Here is an 18,470-nt window from a genome sequence, read left to right as displayed (position 1 = left end):
AAAGCCGTTACGAATTACTCTTCGTCGTCAGCTTCTGGTGCTTCGTCGTCGCTGTCCACTTCCGGCGCGATATCATCCTCGCCTTCCGCTACGCTACCGTCGATGGCGTCGAGTTCTTCCTCTTCCACCGGCTCAGCAACGCGTTGCAGACCCACCACGTTTTCATCTTCCGCAGTACGGATCAGAATCACGCCTTGGGTGTTACGGCCAACCACGCTGACTTCCGACACGCGAGTACGCACCAGCGTACCAGCATCGGTGATCATCATGATCTGATCGCCATCCACCACCTGTACCGCACCGATAACCGGCCCGTTACGATCGGTGACTTTAATCGAGATCACGCCCTGCGTCGCACGCGACTTGGTTGGATACTCAGTATTGGCGGTACGTTTACCGTAACCATTCTGCGTCACGGTGAGGATCGCGCCCTCTTCGCGTGGCACAATCAGCGACACCACTTTGTCGCTTTCAGCCAGCTTGATACCGCGCACGCCCGAAGCCGAACGGCCCATCGCACGTACCGCAGTCTCAGCGAAGCGCACCACTTTACCGGCGGCAGAGAACAGCATCGCTTCGTCGCTACCGTTGGTCAGCGCTACACCAATCAGCTCATCATCCTCACGCAGGTTGATGGCGATGATGCCCGCGCTACGCGGACGGCTGAACTCTTGCAAGGCGGTTTTCTTCACGGTACCGCTCGCGGTGGCCATGAAGATGTTGAAGCCTTCGGTATATTCACGCACCGGCAGAATGGCGGTGATACGTTCGTTGGCTTCCAGCGGCAACAGGTTGACGATTGGACGACCGCGCGCACCACGGCTGGCTTCCGGCAGCTGATAGACCTTCATCCAATAGAGACGGCCACGGCTGGAGAAGCACAGAATAGTGTCGTGGGTGTTGGCCACCAGCAGACGATCGATAAAGTCTTCTTCTTTAATACGTGCGGCGGATTTGCCTTTACCACCGCGACGCTGGGCTTCATAGTCCGTCAGCGGTTGGTATTTGACATAACCCTGATGCGACAGCGTCACCACAACGTCTTCCTGATTAATCAGGTCTTCGATGTTGATGTCTGCACTGTTCGCGGTGATTTCAGTACGACGTGCATCGCCGAACTGATCGCGCATCAGCTCCAGCTCTTCACGGATCACTTCCATCAGGCGCTCTGCGCTCTGCAGGATGTGCAGCAGCTCAGCGATCTGATCCAGCAGCTCTTTGTATTCGTCGAGCAGTTTTTCGTGCTCAAGGCCGGTCAGTTTCTGCAGACGCAGATCCAGAATCGCCTGCGCTTGCTGTTCGGTCAGATAATATTGACCATCGCGAATACCAAACTCGGCTTCCAGCCACTCCGGACGCGCGGCATCGTTGCCGGCACGTTCCAGCATCGCGGCAACGTTACCCAGATCCCACGACTGTGCCAGCAGGCCCAGTTTCGCTTCGGCTGGCGTTGGTGCACGACGAATCAGTTCGATGATCGGATCGATGTTCGCCAGCGCAATCGCCAGGCCTTCAAGGATGTGAGCACGATCGCGCGCTTTACGCAGTTCGAAAATGGTACGACGCGTAACCACTTCGCGACGGTGACGTACGAAGGCTTCGATGATGCCTTTCAGCGTCATGATCTTCGGCTGGCCCTGATGCAGCGCCACCATGTTGATGCCGAATGAGACCTGCAGCTGGGTCAGCGAGTAGAGGTTGTTGAGAACCACTTCACCGACCGCATCGCGTTTGATCTCAATGACAACACGCATGCCGTCTTTGTCAGATTCGTCACGCAGTGCGCTGATGCCTTCCACGCGCTTCTCTTTCACCAGCTCGGCGATCTTCTCGATCAGGCGCGCTTTGTTCACCTGATACGGCAGTTCGTGCACGATGATGGTTTCACGGCCGGTCTTGGCATCGGTTTCCACTTCGCCACGTGCGCGGATGTAAATTTTACCGCGCCCGGTGCGATAGGCTTCTTCGATACCGCGACGACCATTGATGAACGCAGCGGTCGGGAAATCTGGCCCGGTGATGTGCTCCATCAAACCTTCAACGGTGATGTCTTCATCTTCGATGAAGGCCAGACAGCCGTTGATCACTTCCGTGAGGTTGTGCGGTGGAATGTTGGTTGCCATACCTACCGCGATACCGGAAGAACCGTTTACCAGCAGGTTAGGAATTTTAGTTGGCAGGACTTCAGGGATCTGCTCGGTGCCGTCATAGTTCGGCACGAAATCGACGGTTTCCTTTTCCAGGTCAGCCAGCAGCTCCGAAGAGATCTTTGCCATGCGCACTTCGGTATAACGCATCGCTGCGGCGGAGTCGCCGTCGACCGAACCAAAGTTACCCTGACCGTCAACCAGCATGTAGCGCAGGGAGAATGGCTGGGCCATACGCACGATACTTTCGTATACCGCGGAATCGCCGTGCGGGTGATATTTACCGATGACGTCACCGACCACACGGGCGGATTTTTTATAGGGTTTATTCCAGTCGTTGCCCAGTTCGCTCATGGCAAAAAGCACACGGCGGTGTACCGGCTTCAGACCATCACGCACATCGGGTAAGGCTCGGCCAACAATGACCGACATGGCGTAATCGAGGTAGGAGTTTTTTAACTCTTCTTCGATATTGACCGGTGTAATTTCTCTCGCAAGGTCGCTCATGGAGCCGCTATCCCTCTACATAATCCCGGATTTAAAGGTGCGAAAGTATATCACATCGCTTCCCTTCGGTGAACGTTAACCAGGCCTTAATCCCGCTTTTCCTTTAGCGTGAGAGATGCGTTCGCGTGACTTAAGCGTTTATACTGAGGGAATATTTTGTCTGGAGTGATGATTCAATGAGTGAACAACCGCAGGAAAGCCGCCAGAACGTTGACCACGCCGAGATTGCTAAGTTTGAGGCCGTGGCATCCCGCTGGTGGGATTTAGAGGGTGAATTTAAGCCGTTGCACCGTATCAATCCCCTGCGACTCGGCTGGATAGCGCAGCACAGCAATGGCCTGTTCGGTAAGAAAGTGCTCGATGTCGGCTGCGGCGGCGGCATTCTGGCGGAGAGCATGGCGCGTGAAGGCGCTGAGGTTACTGGCCTGGATATGGGCGCGGATCCGCTGGAAGTGGCGCGTCTGCACGCGCTGGAGAGCGGCGTTAGTGTTAACTACGTGCAGCAAACCGTGGAAGATCACGCCGCAAGCCACGCCGGGCAATATGATGTGGTGACCTGCATGGAGATGCTCGAGCATGTGCCGGATCCGCGCTCGGTGGTATTGGCCTGCGCGCAGCTGGTGAAGCCCGGCGGCGAAGTGTTCTTCTCCACCATCAACCGCAATCCAAAAGCCTGGCTGCTGGCAGTGTTTGGTGCCGAGTATGTGCTGCGCATGGTGCCGCGCGGGACGCACGACGTGAAGAAGTTCATCCGTCCTGCCGAGTTGCTGAACTGGGTCGATGAAACCCCGCTGCGTGAAAGAAACATGATTGGCCTGCACTACAATCCGTTGACCAACCAGTTCCGTTTGGGGCGCGGTGTCGATGTTAACTATATGATTCATACGCATCGTCAGGAGTGATGTCTTCCTGGTGCGCATGAATGCGCACCCTACGAAAAGTCGCACGGGTTTCGTAGGGTCGCCATTCATGGCGACCTCTTCTCACCCGATGTTGGCCTTATCCAGATCAATTTCCTTTTAGACGCGTACCACTCTTTTTTATAGGCTAAGCAAGTCACAAAAAATTCATAAGCAATTTTAGATAAGTTCGCTGCTGGCGGCCTTGTCGGGGCTTTTTTCATCTAAGAAAATTCCGTAAGCACGATGGTTGAGCAAGAAACACGCGTCCGATCATAAAGTGAAAAAAAAGTGCTGAGCGGTTGACACTAAGTGCAGGCCTTGCGGCATGCGGATCCAGGATTTTAGCCAGCCGCTAAGGACGATTTTTTAGTGAAAATCAACTCTTGTTAAGAAGAGATTGCTGACTAGAATACTCACCATATTGTTGTTCAAACTTCCCGCACCCCCTATATATAGTGTTTATCCACAGGCTTACTCACAACGAGCGGCTTGTGCATAAACCTTGTGCATAGATGGGGGATAAATACGTCATTCATGCATGGACAGGTAAAAACGCGACATGAACCAAAGTCTGCTCGTTACTAAACGCGATGGCCGCCAGGAGCGCATTGATCTCGACAAAATTCACCGTGTACTGGATTGGGCAGCCGAAGGGCTGAACAACGTTTCCGTTTCACAGGTTGAACTGCGCTCACACATTCAGTTCTACGATGGCATCAGAACCTCTGATATTCATGAGACCATCATCAAGGCTGCCGCAGACCTGATCTCTCGTGATGCGCCGGATTACCAATACCTGGCCGCGCGTCTGGCTATCTTCCACCTGCGTAAAAAAGCTTACGGTCAGTTTGAGCCGCCGAAGCTGTACGATCAGGTGGTGAAGATGGTGGAGATGGGCAAATACGACCGTCATCTGCTGGAAGATTACAGCACCGAAGAGTTCGAGCAGATGGACGAGTTTATCGACCATTGGCGCGACATGAATTTCTCCTACGCAGCGGTTAAGCAGCTGGAAGGGAAATATCTGGTGCAGAACCGCGTCAGCGGCGAAATCTACGAAAGCGCCCAGTTCCTCTACATCCTGGTGGCGGCGTGCCTGTTCTCTGGCTACCCGCGCGAAACCCGTATGGACTATGTGAAGCGCTTCTACGATGCGATCTCAACCTTTAAGATCTCACTGCCAACGCCAATCATGTCCGGCGTGCGTACCCCTACGCGCCAGTTCAGCTCTTGCGTACTGATTGAGTGCGGCGACAGCCTCGACTCCATCAATGCCACCTCTAGCGCCATTGTGAAATACGTTTCCCAGCGCGCCGGTATCGGCATCAACGCTGGCCGCATTCGTGCGCTGGGCAGCCCGATTCGCGGTGGCGAAGCATTCCACACCGGTTGTATTCCGTTCTACAAACATTTCCAGACCGCCGTGAAGTCCTGCTCTCAAGGCGGCGTGCGCGGTGGTGCAGCGACGCTGTTCTACCCAATGTGGCATCTGGAAGTTGAAAGCCTGCTGGTGCTGAAAAACAACCGTGGTGTTGAAGGCAACCGCGTGCGTCACATGGATTACGGCGTACAGATCAACAAACTGATGTACACCCGCCTGCTGAAAGGTGAAGACATCACGCTGTTCAGCCCGTCTGACGTGCCTGGCCTGTACGATGCGTTCTTCGCCGATCAGGACGAGTTCGAGCGTCTGTACACCAAATACGAGAAAGACGACAGCATCCGCAAGCAGCGCGTGAAAGCCGTTGAGCTGTTCTCACTGATGATGCAGGAACGTGCTTCAACTGGCCGTATCTACATCCAGAACGTCGATCACTGCAACACGCACAGCCCGTTCGATCCAAGCATCGCGCCAGTTCGCCAGTCGAACCTGTGCCTCGAGATCGCACTGCCGACCAAACCGCTGAACGACGTCAATGACGAAAGCGGCGAAATCGCCCTGTGTACGCTGTCTGCCTTTAACCTTGGCGCGATTAACAGCCTTGACGATCTGGATGAGCTGGCCACCCTTGCGGTGCGTGCACTGGATGCGCTGCTGGATTATCAGGATTACCCAATCCCGGCAGCACAACGTGGCGCTATGGGCCGTCGTACGTTGGGTATTGGCGTGATCAACTACGCGTATTATCTGGCGAAAAACGGCGTGCGCTACTCCGATGGCAGCGCGAACAACCTGACGCACAAAACCTTCGAAGCGATTCAGTTCTATCTGTTGAAAGCCTCGAACGAATTGGCAAAAGAGCAAGGTGCCTGCCCGTGGTTCAAAGAGACCACTTACTCGCAGGGCATTCTGCCGATCGATACCTATAAAAAGGATCTCGACGCGGTGTGCAACGAGCCGCTGCATCTGGATTGGGAAGGTCTGCGTGAGTCCATCACCACGCACGGTCTGCGCAACTCAACGCTCTCCGCGCTGATGCCGTCTGAAACCTCTTCGCAGATTTCAAACGCCACTAACGGTATTGAGCCGCCGCGCGGACACATCAGCATCAAAGCTTCGAAAGACGGCATTCTGCGTCAGGTGGTGCCTGAGTATGAGCGTCTGAAAGATCAGTACGAACTGCTGTGGGAAATGCCGTCTAACGACGGTTATCTGCAGCTGGTTGGCGTAATGCAGAAGTTCATCGATCAGGCGATTTCGTCGAACACCAACTACGATCCGAGCCGTTTTGCTAATGGCAAAGTGCCGATGAAACAGTTGCTGAAAGACCTGCTGACCGCGTACAAGTTCGGCGTGAAAACCCTGTACTATCAAAACACCCGCGACGGTGCGGAAGATGCACAGGACGATATGGCGCCTTCCATTCAGGATGATGGCTGCGAAAGCGGCGCTTGTAAGATCTAATCTCATCTTGTCAGGGCCGGCATTGGTCGGCCCTCTTCACATTTGGACTCAAAATGGCTTACTCCACATTCTCGCAGAACAAGAATAACCAGCTGTTAGAACCGATGTTCTTCGGCCAGTCAGTCAACGTTGCCCGTTTCGATCAGCAGAAATATGACATCTTTGAAAAGCTGATCGAAAAGCAACTCTCCTTCTTCTGGCGTCCGGAAGAAGTCGACGTCTCGCGCGATCGTATCGATTACCAGGCGCTGCCGGAGCATGAAAAGCACATCTTCATTAGCAACCTGAAGTATCAAACGCTGCTGGACTCGATTCAGGGCCGTAGCCCGAACGTGGCGCTGCTGCCGCTGATTTCCATCCCTGAGCTGGAAACCTGGATTGAAACCTGGGCGTTCTCCGAGACCATTCACTCGCGCTCTTACACCCACATCATCCGTAACATCGTTAACGATCCGGCGGTGGTGTTTGACGATATCGTCACCAACGAGCAGATTCTGGCGCGCGCCGAAGATATCTCGAAGTACTACGATGATCTGATCGAGATGACCAGCTACTGGCATCTGCTGGGCGAAGGTACGCATCAGGTGAATGGTAAAACCGTTACCGTTAACCTGCGCGATCTGAAAAAGCAGCTCTATATCTGCCTGATGAGCGTCAACGCGCTGGAAGCGATTCGCTTCTACGTCAGCTTCGCCTGTTCATTTGCTTTCGCCGAGCGCGAGCTGATGGAAGGTAACGCCAAAATCATCAAGCTGATTGCACGCGATGAAGCGCTGCATCTGACCGGCACCCAGCACATGCTGAACCTGCTGCGCACTGGTGAAGACGATCCAGAGATGAAAGCCATCGCCGCAGAGTGCCGCGACGAATGCTACGACCTGTTCAAGAAGGCAGCCGAGCAGGAAAAAGAGTGGGCAGAATATCTGTTCAGTGGCGGTTCAATGATTGGCCTGAACAAAGACATTCTGTGCCAGTACATTGAGTACATCACCAACATCCGTATGCAGGCGGTCGGTCTTGATCTGCCGTTCCAGACGCGTTCGAACCCGATTCCATGGATCAACTCGTGGCTGGTGTCGGACAACGTGCAGGTTGCACCGCAGGAAGTTGAAGTGAGCTCGTATTTGGTCGGTCAGATTGATTCTGAAGTGGGCGAAGACGATTTCGACGGCTTCCAGCTGTAAGCATGAGCCGCTCTGTTGTTATTCTGCGTAGCTCCGGCTCCCGGCTGGAGTGCGCAGAAGATCATCCCAATCTGCTGACGACGCTGGAAGCCAATAATCTGTGCGTTGAGTTTCAGTGTCGCGAAGGCTACTGCGGCTCTTGCCGTATGCGCTTGCTGAAAGGCGAAGTGGATTATGCGGAAACCCCGTTGGCGTTTGTGCAGCAAGGCGAGATTTTGCCGTGCTGCTGTCGCGCCAAAGGGGAGATTGAGATCGAGTTGTGATTTTGGTAGGGTCGCCATGAATGGCGACCCTACAGCGCGTTAGTTTTTGACTGTTTCTAGAATATCAATCCAACCGTGCCCGGTGCTGACTTCGCTGCCGTGCAGCCAGCGACGCAACATGTTCATCGCCATCATCGCCACCACTCTCTGCCGCGTTTCCACGTTATGACGTCCATGGGTGAACTTCACGCGTTGGCCCCAGCTCGCTTCGGGTGTATGCAGCGCAATCGACACTTCGCCTTCGACTAAATTTCCTACCGACAATGCCAGCTCCGCGCCCTGCTGTTTCGCCCAATCACGCGTGCGCGCAACCTGAGTTACCAGATCTTCATCCTGCGGCGGCAGAATCTCTGCTTTGCTGAGCGCAACGTCTGCAGCGGCCAGCTGCCAGTTAAGCAAACCGGCGGTGAACTGCTCGCTCAGCGCCAACTGGAAGCCGCGCTGCTGCAACTCGCGCGCCAGCAGCGCCGGTAAACCTTCGGTGCCTTCAAAGATGGTGCACTCAGCCAGCAACAGTTTTACCTGCTGCCACACTTGCTCAATCGCCACGCGCTGGCTGGCGGGTCCGGTGAGTTTGATTTCAATAATCGGCATCGATGAGCGATAGCCCATTACCACGCCTTCCGGCAGCGGTAGCGGCTCCAGCTCGGCGGCAATATCACTCTCGCCACGGCCAAAGGTGGTGAGGCGTAGACACAACGGTGGCTCCGGCAATTCAAAGCGTGCTTTAAGGCGCGGAATGATCTCCTGCTCGACCATCACTTTAAATTCCGACGGCACGCCGGGCGTGAAAAAAATCCAGCAGCGATTGAGCTGCATGGCAAAACCGCACGCGGTGCCGACCGGGTTATCCAGCATCTCGGCGATGGCGGGGATTTCTGCCTGCTTGCGATTGCTCGGCGCCATCACGCGTCCGCGACTGGCGAACCAGGCTTCCATTTTTTCCAGCCACTCTTGCTGAATGACTAACTCGCTGCCGCTGGCAATGGCTGCGGCCTGCGCGCTGAGATCGTCACTGGTCGGTCCTAAACCGCCGTTAACGATCAGCACGTCTGCAATCTGGCTGCGGCTCTGCAGCGCCTCCACCAGCGAGCTCATCGCATCACCGACGGTGCTGCGGCTGGTCATCGGCAAACCGTGCTGGAACAGCACATCGGCCAGCCAGGCGGCGTTGGTATCGACAATCTGCCCATGTAACACTTCATCGCCCGTTGAGAGCATTTCTACACGTATCACGTTGCGTTCTCCTTTTCCCTGTCGCTTTACTGTAGGAAGCGCGCAGGCGAAACACAATCGCGGATGATGCGAAACAGGGATTTAGCGGGAATAAGCGGCGGGATAATCAGGAAGCGGGCGCGAAGCGGGTCGCGCCCGTTGGAACTTAACGTCGAGCCAGCAGTAAACCGACAAACAGGCCAGCGGCGGCACCGATGCCAATCCCCTGCCACGGTTTTTCGTGCACATAATCATCGGCGCGGTAAGCCGCGTTTTTGGCACGATAGTAATAGCTGTCTGACGCCTGGCTAACGCGCGATTTAACGTCTTCCAGCGCTTGTTCAGCTTTGAGTTTCAGTTCGATGTATTTCTGATCGGCCGGATCGCCAGATGCGCGTAACACTTCTTCCAGCGTTTCCGTCAGCAGCGCCAGGTCGTCGTCAAGGTGCGTTTCAAATTGGTCTGAAGATGACACTATGTAGTTCCTCCATGTTCCTAACTCGTTGTGGTTTAACTATAGTCTTAAATTCCAGCTTTGCTGGACGGCGACTGCCAGGATTTAACCGAGTTTCGTCCATCTCAATGCAAAGTTGTGTCATGCACGGCCGAGTGGCGCGAATTCTGCTTCGCTTATTTGATTAATCTGATAAATTTTCCGCAGACTGAATTTTTTATTTCCACGACTGTCGTAACCCCCTGTAGTCAGACGTTTCTCGTCTTACGAGAGTCAAAATACACCCGAGCAGCTAAGGATTAGATTTCCGGCATGAATCGTAGAAAATTTATGAAAGCGTCCATGGCCCTCTCCGCTGTTAGCGGCATGACGGGTCTCTCCACGCTGTTTGCACAATCCGCCTGGGCTGATGATGGTATCGCCGACGGTACCGCAGTGCGCTTCGATTTCGACTCACTGAAAAAGAAAGCCTCCGCACTGGCAAAACAGCCCTGGGGCGGCGCACCCGGCCCCTTGCCCGACACCCTGGCCAATCTAACTCCGCAGGCCTATAACGAAATTCAGTACGACGCTAATCACTCGCTGTGGAACAACATCGCCGATCGTGAGCTGGACGTGCAATTCTTCCACGTCGGTATGGGCTTCAAGCGCCGCATCCGCATGTTCTCAGTCGATGCCGACAGCCGCGAAGCACGTGAGATCCACTTCCGCCCGGAGCTGTTCAATTATCACAACGCCAACGTTGATACCAAACAGCTGGTGGGTAAAACCGATCTCGGCTTTGCCGGTTTCCGCGCGTTCAAGAAGCCAGAACTGGCGCGCCGCGATATCGTCTCATTCCTCGGTGCCAGCTATTTCCGCGCGGTGGATGAGACCTTCCAGTACGGGCTCTCCGCACGCGGCGTGGCGGTCAACACGTTTAGCAACGGCAAAGAAGAGTTCCCGGACTTCACCGCATTCTGGTTTGAAACACCAAAAGCGGATGACACCACTTTTGTAGTTTATGCCCTGCTGGATGGCGCGAGCGTTACCGGTGCGTATAAGTTCACCATTCACTGCGAAGAAAAACGCGTGGTGATGGAGGTAGAAAACCACCTGTTTGCACGTAACGACATCCGCCAGCTCGGCATCGCGCCGATGACCAGCATGTTCAGCTGTGGCACCAACGAGCGCCGCATGTGCAACACTTACCATCCGCAAATTCACGACTCCGATCGCCTGGCGATGTGGACCGGTGAAGGCGAATGGATTGCGCGTCCACTGAACAACCCGCAGCGTTTGCAGTTCAACGCCTATCAGGACGAAAACCCGCGTGGTTTTGGCCTGTTGCAGCTGGATCATGACTTCAAAAATTATCAGGATGTGATTGGCTGGTACGACAAACGTCCAAGCCTGTGGGTGGAACCGATTGGTAAATGGGGCAAAGGCGCCATTAACGTAATGGAGATTCCAACCACCGGTGAAACGCTGGATAACGTGGTGTGCTTCTGGCAGCCGTCAGAACCGGTGAAAGCCGGCAGCGAGTTCAACTTCCAGTACAAGCTCTACTGGAGTCAGTTGCCGCCAGTGCGCAGTGGTTTGGCGCGTGTCGATGCCACTCGCACCGGTATCGGTGGCTTCCCGGAAGGTTGGGCGCCAGGCGAACACTTCCCGGAAACCTGGTCTCGTCGCTTTGCCATTGATTTTGTCGGTGGCGATCTGAAAGCCGCAGCGCCGAAAGGCATTGAGCCGGTGATTACCGTTTCAGAAGGCACATTCAAGCAGGTTGAGATTCTCTACGTCGAGCCGCTGAACGGTTACCGCATTCTGTTTGACTGGTATCCGAATAGCGACTCGACCAAACCGGTTGATATGCGCCTGTTCCTGCGTACTAAGGATGAGACGCTGAGTGAAACCTGGCTCTATCAGTACTTCCCGCCGCCGCCGGATCAACGCAAATATGTTGATGACCGGCAGATGACGCCGGGCTGATGATTAACGGCGAGGAGCAATCCTCGCCGTTATGCTTTCTGCATACCGATGTGGGGAATGTCATCTTCCATATACACTTCGGTTACTGCTTTAAAGCCCAGACGACCGTAGAAACCTTCCAGATGTGCCTGCGCTGAGAGATAGATAGCGCGCTGCGACCAATGCTTCTCGCAGCTCTCCAGCGCCTTCTCCATCAAGCGATATCCCAGCTTCAAACCGCGCGCCTCTTCAGAAACGATGACACGGCCAATCAGCACAGGCGCAGAGTCTAGCGCGGGCGTTAACACCCGTGCATAGGCCAGCAGCTTACCGTCGAGGAATCCCAAAATGTGGCGGTTATCAGCGGCTAAATCCTGACCATCAATATCCTGATACGGACAGTTTTGTTCCACGATGAAGACATGATTGCGCAGCGCCAGCAGCGTGTAGAGTTGCTGCGTCGTCAGTTCACTGTGGTGGCAATCAAGCCAAAGCATTTCCATGGTGCTTCCTTGTCTGAGCAAAAAAAGTGATCCGTTGAGAATATCACACCGGCTACGCCAAACGCAGTGAGCAGCAGCGGCAGCTGAAAACCTCGTGGTGACTCTGTGCTCAATCTCTCACTACACCGTGAATTGCAGGCAAAAAAAATCAGGCCCGAAGGCCTGATTCAGTCATGATGCGAGTCTTTATTACATCAGCGGCTGAGCCATCTGCACCAGTGTAATCAGCGGCTGCGGATAAACACCGAGCAGCAATACCAGAATCGCAGAGATCAGCACCACAACACCGCCCGCAGTAAACGCCCAGTTGGCTTGCGTGTCGCGGTTGTGCAGTTCCGGCGGGCTGAGATACAGACTTACCGTTACGCGCAGATAGTAGTAAAGACCAATCGCACTACCTGCAACCACCGCACCACTCAACCACCACAGGTGTGCGTTCACACTCGAGGCGATAACGTAGAACTTACCGATGAAGCCGAGCGTCATTGGGATACCGGCCAGTGACAACATCATTACCGTCATGACCGCAGACAGAATCGGACGATGCCAGAACAGACCGCGATAGGAATACAGCGTGTCGGCATCCGGACCGCGATACGGGCTCGACATCAGGCTTACTACGCCGAACGCGCCCAGGCTGCTGAACAGGTAACCGGCCAGATATACGCCTGCAGTTTCCAGCGACAGCTGATGGGTTTTCACCGCGATCAGCGCCACCAACAGATAACCAAGGTGCGCGATTGAGGAGTAACCAAGCAGACGCTTGATGTTGCTCTGGGAAATCGCCATCAGGTTACCGAACAGAATAGACGCGAAGGCAATGATGCCCAGCACGGTGCGAACGGCTTCGCTGTCTGTAACTGGTGCGTACATGAACAGGCGCATAATCACGCCAAAGATGGCGATCTTGCTGGCGGTGGCGAGGAAGGTTGAAACCGGCGCAGGCGCACCCTGATAAACGTCCGGCGTCCACAGGTGGAACGGTACCAGCGACAGTTTGAAGCCCAGACCGATAATCATCATGCCCAGACCCAGCAGCAACAGCGGCTCCTGAATCATGCTATCGCTCAGACTTTTGCCCAGCTGCACAAAGCTCAGGCTGCCAGAATCAGCATAAATCAGCGCGATACCGAACAGCAGGAACGATGAGGCCGCCGCCGACAGGATGGTGTATTTCAGTGACGCTTCCAGTGAACGTTTTTGGCGGAAAGCATAACCAATCAAACCAAACAGCGGCAGTGACAGCAGTTCGATGCCGATGAACAGCGCCGCCAGATGGTTGGCGCTCGCCAGCACAATCCCGCCGAGTGCCGCAATCAGCACCAGCAGATAGAACTCATCTTTGTTGTCCGGGAAACCGGCCAGCCACGGATAAGCAAAGGTGCAGGTGGCTAAACTCGCCAGCACCACCAACGCGGTGTAGAACATCGAATAGCCATCAACGCGCAGCAGCGGCGTGACGTCCATCGCTCCCGCCTGGCCAACAAACCACAGAGAAAACAGCGCAATGTTAAGTCCGATCACCGTCAACGTGGCATTAACAAAGTGATTGCGTCGCCACGCAATGGACAGCATCACCACCACCACCGTCAATCCGACGATCAACAGCGGCAGTAACGCGATCAGATGTTGAGGAGTTATTGTCATGGCGAATTACGGCCTTGTAGTTGAAATTGAAGCGGTAAACCACTGCTGAATATTGCTCATCGCAGCATGGGATGTGTCGAGGATTGGCTGTGGATAAATCCCCAGCAGCACCAGCAACACCACCAATACGCCGATAGTCAGGAACTCACGCGGTGACATGCCTGGCAGCGGATCTTTCGACTTGGCTTCGCCGAAGTAAGCGCGCTGCATCATGATCAGGGAGTAAACCGAAGCAAACACCAGACCAAAGGTTGCGATGACGATAATCACCGGCACCACCTGGAAACTGCCGGTCAGAATCATGAATTCGCCAACAAAGTTACCGGTGCCCGGCATACCGAGGTTCGCAACCGCAAAGAACAGTGACAGGCCCGGAATCCATTTGATACGTGACCACAAACCGCCCATCTGACGAAGGTCGCGGGTATGCAGACGCTCATACAGCTGACCGCACAAGATGAACAGTGCCGCAGCAGAAAGACCGTGCGCAATCATCTGAATTACTGCGCCCTGGAAGGCCAGTTGGCTGCCGGTGTAGATGGCGATCAACACGAAGCCCATGTGCGAAATAGAGGTGTAAGCAATCAAACGTTTGATATCGAACTGCGAGAACGCCATCCATGCACCGTAGAAGATGCCGATGATACCGAGCCACATGGCAATCGGTGCGAACTCTGCAGACGCATTCGGGAACAGCGGCAGGCTGAAGCGCAGCAAGCCGTAGGCCGCAGTTTTCAGCAAGATACCAGCGAGGTCAACCGAACCAGCGGTTGGTGCCTGGCTATGCGCATCTGGCAGCCAACCGTGTAATGGCACCACCGGCATTTTCACCGCAAAGGCGATGAAGAAGCCGAGCATCAGCAGATACTCAACGGTGTGTGACATCGGCGTTTTCAGCAACTCTTCGTAGCTGAAAGTCCATACGCCAGTAGCGTTGTAGTGCACAAACACCAGCGCCAGAATCGACACCAACATGATCAGACCAGATGCCTGGGTGTAGATGAAGAACTTGGTCGCGGCGCTAATACGCGTTTTACCGTCGGATGCTTTATGGCCCCAAAGTGCGATGAGGAAGTACATCGGCACCAGCATCATTTCCCAGAAGAAGAAGAACAGGAACATGTCGATGGAGAGGAACACGCCAATCACACCACCGAGAATCCACATCAGGTTGAGGTGGAAGAAGCCCTGATATTTCTCAATTTCGTTCCAGGAGCACAGCACCGCCATCAAACCGAGCAGTCCGGTCAGCACCACCATCAGCAGCGACAGACCATCAATCGCCAGATGGAAGTTGATGCCAAAGCGCGGAATCCACGGTACTGAGAAAGTCGATTGCCATTGCGGAATGCCCGCAGCCTGCGTCAGTGAATAGCCTCCCTGCAACCACAGCTGCAGGCCAAGCGCTAGCGTCAGGCCCATGGTGATCATGGCAATCCAGCGCGGTACCTTTGCGCCGAGGCGCTCTGCCAACCAGCAGAGTAAGCCCCCAACGAAGGGGATAATTATTAGCCAAGGTAATAACACGGCGAACTTCCCTTTTTATTGCCTTACTTCAGGCAATTTTTGACATTCTAATTGGGCGAGCGAACCCGCCCCGCTCATCAATCTTTAAATCACCAGCAGCAGCGCCAGTACCAAAACGGCACCGACACTCATTGAAGCCACGTACCAGCGCAGATAACCGTTTTCACTCACCACCAAACCTTTGTTACCAATGCGCGACAGCAGCGCAGGCAGGTTCATCAGTGAATTCAGCGGATCGCTTTTCAGTAACCAGGCAATGCCGAGATAAGGTTTTACAAACACCTTGTCATACAGCCAGTCGAAGCCCCAGGCCGCGAACCACCAGGTGCCGAAGAAACGACCCGGCGCGCTGTTAGCAATGCTGGTCACCAGTTGACGTTTACCCAGCCACAGCGCTGCAGCGATCAGGATACCGACGATAGCCACTACGCCTGAGGTGATTTCCAGCATCACTTTGCCGCCTTCACCAAACTCGTTCTGCGGCAGCACGCCCGCCAGAGGAGGCGTAATCAGCGCACCAATAAAGGTGGAGAGCACCATCAGAACAATCAGCGGCAGGTGATGAGTAATGCCTTTACCGGCGTGAGCATGAATTTTCTCTTCACCGTGGAACACGATAAAGATCATGCGGAAGGTGTAGATCGAGGTGAGGAATGCACCCACCAGACCCGCCACCATCAGATTGATGTGACCATTCGCCATCGCACCAAACAGGATTTCATCTTTACTGTAGAAACCTGCGGTGATCAGCGGCAGCGCAGCCAGCGCGGCGCCACCCACCAGGAAGCAGACATACACCAGCGGGATGCTTTTACGCAGGCCGCCCATCTTGAAAATGTTCTGCTCGTGATGGCAGGCCAGAATGACCGAGCCTGAAGAGAGGAACAGCAAAGCTTTAAAGAATGCATGCGTCATCAGGTGGAAAATCGCCGCGTCCCATGCCTGCACGCCCAGCGCGAGGAACATGTAGCCGATCTGACTCATGGTGGAGTAAGCCAGCACGCGTTTGATGTCGGTTTGCACCAGCGCCGCAAAACCTGCCAGCACCAGGGTAATCGCACCAATGATACCCACCAGATGCAGCACTTCCGGCGTTAACAGGAACAAGCCGTGCGTACGTGCAATCAGGTAAACACCGGCGGTCACCATGGTCGCGGCGTGAATCAGTGCCGAAACCGGAGTAGGACCGGCCATCGCATCCGCCAGCCAGGTTTGTAATGGCAGCTGTGCAGATTTACCGACCGCGCCACCCAACAGCATCAGAGTTGCCCACTGCAGCATATGGTTGTCTGCGGCGAAGTGAGCTGGAGCCAGTTCAACCAGTTCACGGAAGTTCAGCGTGCCCAGCTCGTTGTAAAGGATGAACAAGGCGAAAGCGAGGAACACATCACCTACGCGGGTGATAATAAAGGCTTTCATCGCAGCCTTGCCGTTCTCTGGATTGCTGTAGTAGAAGCCAATCAGCAGATATGAGCACAGGCCCACGCCTTCCCAGCCGAGATACATCAGCATCAGGTTATCGGCCAGCACCAACACCACCATGCTCGCGATGAACAGGTTGGTGTAAGCGAAGAAGCGCGAATAACCCTCTTCACCACGCATGTACCATGAAGCAAACATGTGGATGAAGAAGCCAACGCCGGTGACGACGGACAGCATGGTCAGAGAAAGACCGTCCAGCACCAGATTCACTTTAATGTCGAAGCTGCCGACGTGAATCCAGGTCCACAGCGCCTGCGTGAACGGCTGCTGACCCTGGTTGAAGAAGTCGAAACCGGCATAAATAGTGGTTAATGCTGCCAGACCAACAGAACCCATACCGATTGCTGCCGACAGGTTCTCCGACCAGCGACCGCGTGAAAACGCCAATAGCAGAAAGCCAATTAGCGGAAATAATACGGTTAAATAGAGAAGATTCATCCGCGCATCTCGCTCACTGTGTCAATGTTCAGCGTCTGACGACGACGATAGAGCTGGAGCAACAGCGCCAGACCAATACTCGCTTCCGCCGCCGCAAGGCTGATCGCCAGGATGTACATCACCTGACCATCAGCTTGTCCCCAATAGCTGCCAGCTACCACCAGCGCTAACGCGGAGGCATTGATCATGATTTCCAGACCAATCAGCATAAACAGGATGTTACGACGCAGCACCACGGAGGTCAGGCCGAGAACAAACAGCACAGCGGCCAGCATCAGGCCGTGTTGTAACGGGATCATGCGTGATCCTCCTTATTCGCTTGCGCATCAGCTTGACGATTGCTCAGCACTTCGCCATGACGCTCTTCACGTCCAATATGGAAGGCCACGACCAGACCGGCGAGCAGCAGCATTGATGCCAGCTCAACCGCCAGAACATAGGGACCAAACAAGCTGATACCAACTGCTTTAGCGTCGATGACGGTGCCATCAATGCCTTGATCGGTTGCTGTGCTAATCGCGTAAATCATTACCGCCAGCAGCAGTAAAGAGACGATGCCCGGACCAATCCACAGCGAAGGCTTCAGCCACTCGCGCTCCTGATCCTGCTGGGTTTTGCCCAGGTTCAACATCATTACCACGAAGACGAACAGCACCATAATGGCGCCCGCGTAGACGATGATTTCCAGCGCACCGGCGAAGTAGGCGCCCATCGAGAAGAACACGCCTGCAATGGACAGCAGCGAAACGATCAGGTACAGCAGCGCATGTACCGGATTGGTGTGGGTGATGACGCGCAGCGTCGTCAACACCGCCACCAGTCCGCAAAGATAAAACGCAAATTCCATACCTGGCTCCTTAAGGTAACAACCCTTTGACGTCGATCGGCTTGGCTTCGTTTTCCGCTTCGCCCTTCTCTTTTCCGTCGATCGCCATACCAGCCATACGATAGAAGTTGTACTCCGGATATTTACCCGGACCGGAAATCAGCAGGTCTTCTTTCTCATACACCAGATCCTGACGCTTAAACTCACCCAGTTCAAAATCGGGTGTCAGCTGGATCGCGGTGGTTGGGCAAGCCTCTTCACACAGGCCGCAGAAGATGCAGCGTGAGAAGTTGATGCGGAAGAATTCCGGATACCAGCGTCCATCTTGCGTCTCGGCTTTCTGCAGTGAGATACAGCCGACAGGACAAGCTACCGCACATAAGTTACAGGCAACGCAACGCTCTGCGCCGTCCGGATCGCGCGTCAGCACGATACGGCCACGATAACGTGGCGGCAGGTAAACCGGCTCTTCCGGATACATTTGGGTTTCGCGCTTGGCGAAGGCATGCATGCCTATCATCCAGATACTGCGCACTGTCGTGCCGAAGCCAACGACAATATCTTTTAAAGTCATCTCAAT

Annotated in this window: 15 protein-coding genes; 5 read left to right on the top strand and 10 right to left on the bottom strand. The window is 54.6% G+C overall.

Translation table 11 applies throughout. The features are described from left to right. Nucleotides 1–14 precede the first annotated feature (14 nt). Nucleotides 15–2,654, bottom strand: coding sequence for a DNA topoisomerase (ATP-hydrolyzing) subunit A (gyrA, locus tag BM323_RS10450; RefSeq protein WP_008105113.1), 2,640 nt, complete (start codon nucleotides 2,652–2,654; stop codon nucleotides 15–17). A gap of 176 nt (nucleotides 2,655–2,830) precedes the next feature. Between gyrA and ubiG the strand changes: the two genes are divergently transcribed. The 4 genes from ubiG (at nucleotide 2,831) to yfaE (ending at nucleotide 7,848) form a co-directional block, all read left to right on the top strand. Further along, nucleotides 2,831–3,556 carry a bifunctional 2-polyprenyl-6-hydroxyphenol methylase/3-demethylubiquinol 3-O-methyltransferase UbiG gene (gene ubiG, locus BM323_RS10445; RefSeq protein ID WP_008105116.1) on the top strand — a complete coding sequence of 242 codons (726 nt, stop codon included), beginning with the start codon at nucleotides 2,831–2,833 and terminating at the stop codon, nucleotides 3,554–3,556. A 559-nt stretch (nucleotides 3,557–4,115) separates the two neighbouring features. Beyond that, nucleotides 4,116–6,401, top strand: coding sequence for a class 1a ribonucleoside-diphosphate reductase subunit alpha (gene nrdA / locus BM323_RS10440; protein WP_008105118.1), 2,286 nt, complete (start codon nucleotides 4,116–4,118; stop codon nucleotides 6,399–6,401). Between the two features lie 53 nt (nucleotides 6,402–6,454). After that, the gene (gene nrdB, locus BM323_RS10435; protein WP_008105120.1) at nucleotides 6,455–7,585 is read left to right on the top strand and encodes a class Ia ribonucleoside-diphosphate reductase subunit beta; all 1,131 of its coding nucleotides are present in this window, start codon (nucleotides 6,455–6,457) and stop codon (nucleotides 7,583–7,585) included. Between the two features lie 2 nt (nucleotides 7,586–7,587). Continuing rightward, nucleotides 7,588–7,848 (top strand): class I ribonucleotide reductase maintenance protein YfaE, encoded by a 261-nt coding sequence (yfaE, locus tag BM323_RS10430; protein WP_008105122.1) that lies wholly within the window; start codon nucleotides 7,588–7,590, stop codon nucleotides 7,846–7,848. A gap of 39 nt (nucleotides 7,849–7,887) precedes the next feature. Here the strand turns inward: yfaE and BM323_RS10425 are convergent, their stop codons facing one another. Next, nucleotides 7,888–9,084 carry a nicotinamide mononucleotide deamidase-related protein YfaY gene (locus tag BM323_RS10425; protein ID WP_008105123.1) on the bottom strand — a complete coding sequence of 399 codons (1,197 nt, stop codon included), beginning with the start codon at nucleotides 9,082–9,084 and terminating at the stop codon, nucleotides 7,888–7,890. Between the two features lie 145 nt (nucleotides 9,085–9,229). Next, nucleotides 9,230–9,538 carry a stress response protein ElaB gene (elaB, locus tag BM323_RS10420; RefSeq protein WP_008105125.1) on the bottom strand — a complete coding sequence of 103 codons (309 nt, stop codon included), beginning with the start codon at nucleotides 9,536–9,538 and terminating at the stop codon, nucleotides 9,230–9,232. Nucleotides 9,539–9,829: 291 nt separating this feature from the next. Between elaB and BM323_RS10415 the strand changes: the two genes are divergently transcribed. Further along, on the top strand, nucleotides 9,830–11,488 hold the full coding sequence (locus BM323_RS10415; protein WP_008105127.1) for a glucan biosynthesis protein D: 1,659 nt from the start codon (nucleotides 9,830–9,832) through the stop codon (nucleotides 11,486–11,488). A gap of 29 nt (nucleotides 11,489–11,517) precedes the next feature. Here the strand turns inward: BM323_RS10415 and BM323_RS10410 are convergent, their stop codons facing one another. The 7 genes from BM323_RS10410 to nuoI all read right to left on the bottom strand — a co-directional run bounded on the left by BM323_RS10410 (nucleotide 11,518) and on the right by nuoI (nucleotide 18,464). After that, entirely contained in the window at nucleotides 11,518–11,970 is a 453-nt protein-coding gene (locus BM323_RS10410; RefSeq protein ID WP_008105129.1) for a GNAT family N-acetyltransferase, read from the bottom strand. Nucleotides 11,971–12,159: 189 nt separating this feature from the next. Beyond that, the gene (gene nuoN / locus BM323_RS10405) at nucleotides 12,160–13,617 is read right to left on the bottom strand and encodes an NADH-quinone oxidoreductase subunit NuoN (RefSeq protein WP_008105131.1); all 1,458 of its coding nucleotides are present in this window, start codon (nucleotides 13,615–13,617) and stop codon (nucleotides 12,160–12,162) included. 6 nt (nucleotides 13,618–13,623) lie between these two features. Next, a complete protein-coding gene (gene nuoM / locus BM323_RS10400; protein ID WP_036648497.1) occupies nucleotides 13,624–15,144 on the bottom strand; it encodes an NADH-quinone oxidoreductase subunit M in 1,521 nt (506 codons plus the stop codon). A gap of 84 nt (nucleotides 15,145–15,228) precedes the next feature. Continuing rightward, nucleotides 15,229–17,064: an NADH-quinone oxidoreductase subunit L gene (gene nuoL / locus BM323_RS10395; RefSeq protein ID WP_008105135.1), complete on the bottom strand. Its 1,836-nt coding sequence runs from the start codon at nucleotides 17,062–17,064 to the stop codon at nucleotides 15,229–15,231. After that, nucleotides 17,061–17,363, bottom strand: a complete 303-nt coding sequence (gene nuoK / locus BM323_RS10390) for an NADH-quinone oxidoreductase subunit NuoK (protein ID WP_007889334.1) — start codon at nucleotides 17,361–17,363, stop codon at nucleotides 17,061–17,063. Before nuoK ends, nuoL begins: the two co-directional genes overlap by 4 nt. Next, nucleotides 17,360–17,911: an NADH-quinone oxidoreductase subunit J gene (gene nuoJ / locus BM323_RS10385; RefSeq protein ID WP_008105138.1), complete on the bottom strand. Its 552-nt coding sequence runs from the start codon at nucleotides 17,909–17,911 to the stop codon at nucleotides 17,360–17,362. Before nuoJ ends, nuoK begins: the two co-directional genes overlap by 4 nt. Before the next feature lie 10 nt (nucleotides 17,912–17,921). Continuing rightward, entirely contained in the window at nucleotides 17,922–18,464 is a 543-nt protein-coding gene (nuoI, locus tag BM323_RS10380; protein ID WP_007889332.1) for an NADH-quinone oxidoreductase subunit NuoI, read from the bottom strand. Between the last annotated feature and the right edge of the window lie 6 nt (nucleotides 18,465–18,470).

Source organism: Pantoea sp. YR525 (genome assembly GCF_900116775.1).
Lineage (GTDB): Bacteria > Pseudomonadota > Gammaproteobacteria > Enterobacterales > Enterobacteriaceae > Pantoea > Pantoea symbiotica.
Note: the sequence above shows the minus strand (reverse complement) of the source record. Positions and strands in the feature narration are given on the sequence as shown.

What these genes read in the sequence shown, in the direction of transcription:
- gyrA (WP_008105113.1), bottom strand. Translation starts at nt 2,654, where the DNA reads ATGAGCGACCTTGCGAGAGAAATTACACCGGTCAATATCGAAGAAGAG.
- ubiG (WP_008105116.1), top strand. Translation starts at nt 2,831, where the DNA reads ATGAGTGAACAACCGCAGGAAAGCCGCCAGAACGTTGACCACGCCGAG.
- nrdA (WP_008105118.1), top strand. Translation starts at nt 4,116, where the DNA reads ATGAACCAAAGTCTGCTCGTTACTAAACGCGATGGCCGCCAGGAGCGC.
- nrdB (WP_008105120.1), top strand. Translation starts at nt 6,455, where the DNA reads ATGGCTTACTCCACATTCTCGCAGAACAAGAATAACCAGCTGTTAGAA.
- yfaE (WP_008105122.1), top strand. Translation starts at nt 7,588, where the DNA reads ATGAGCCGCTCTGTTGTTATTCTGCGTAGCTCCGGCTCCCGGCTGGAG.
- BM323_RS10415 (WP_008105127.1), top strand. Translation starts at nt 9,830, where the DNA reads ATGAATCGTAGAAAATTTATGAAAGCGTCCATGGCCCTCTCCGCTGTT.
- BM323_RS10410 (WP_008105129.1), bottom strand. Translation starts at nt 11,970, where the DNA reads ATGGAAATGCTTTGGCTTGATTGCCACCACAGTGAACTGACGACGCAG.
- nuoN (WP_008105131.1), bottom strand. Translation starts at nt 13,617, where the DNA reads ATGACAATAACTCCTCAACATCTGATCGCGTTACTGCCGCTGTTGATC.
- nuoL (WP_008105135.1), bottom strand. Translation starts at nt 17,064, where the DNA reads ATGAATCTTCTCTATTTAACCGTATTATTTCCGCTAATTGGCTTTCTG.
- nuoK (WP_007889334.1), bottom strand. Translation starts at nt 17,363, where the DNA reads ATGATCCCGTTACAACACGGCCTGATGCTGGCCGCTGTGCTGTTTGTT.
- nuoJ (WP_008105138.1), bottom strand. Translation starts at nt 17,911, where the DNA reads ATGGAATTTGCGTTTTATCTTTGCGGACTGGTGGCGGTGTTGACGACG.
- nuoI (WP_007889332.1), bottom strand. Translation starts at nt 18,464, where the DNA reads ATGACTTTAAAAGATATTGTCGTTGGCTTCGGCACGACAGTGCGCAGT.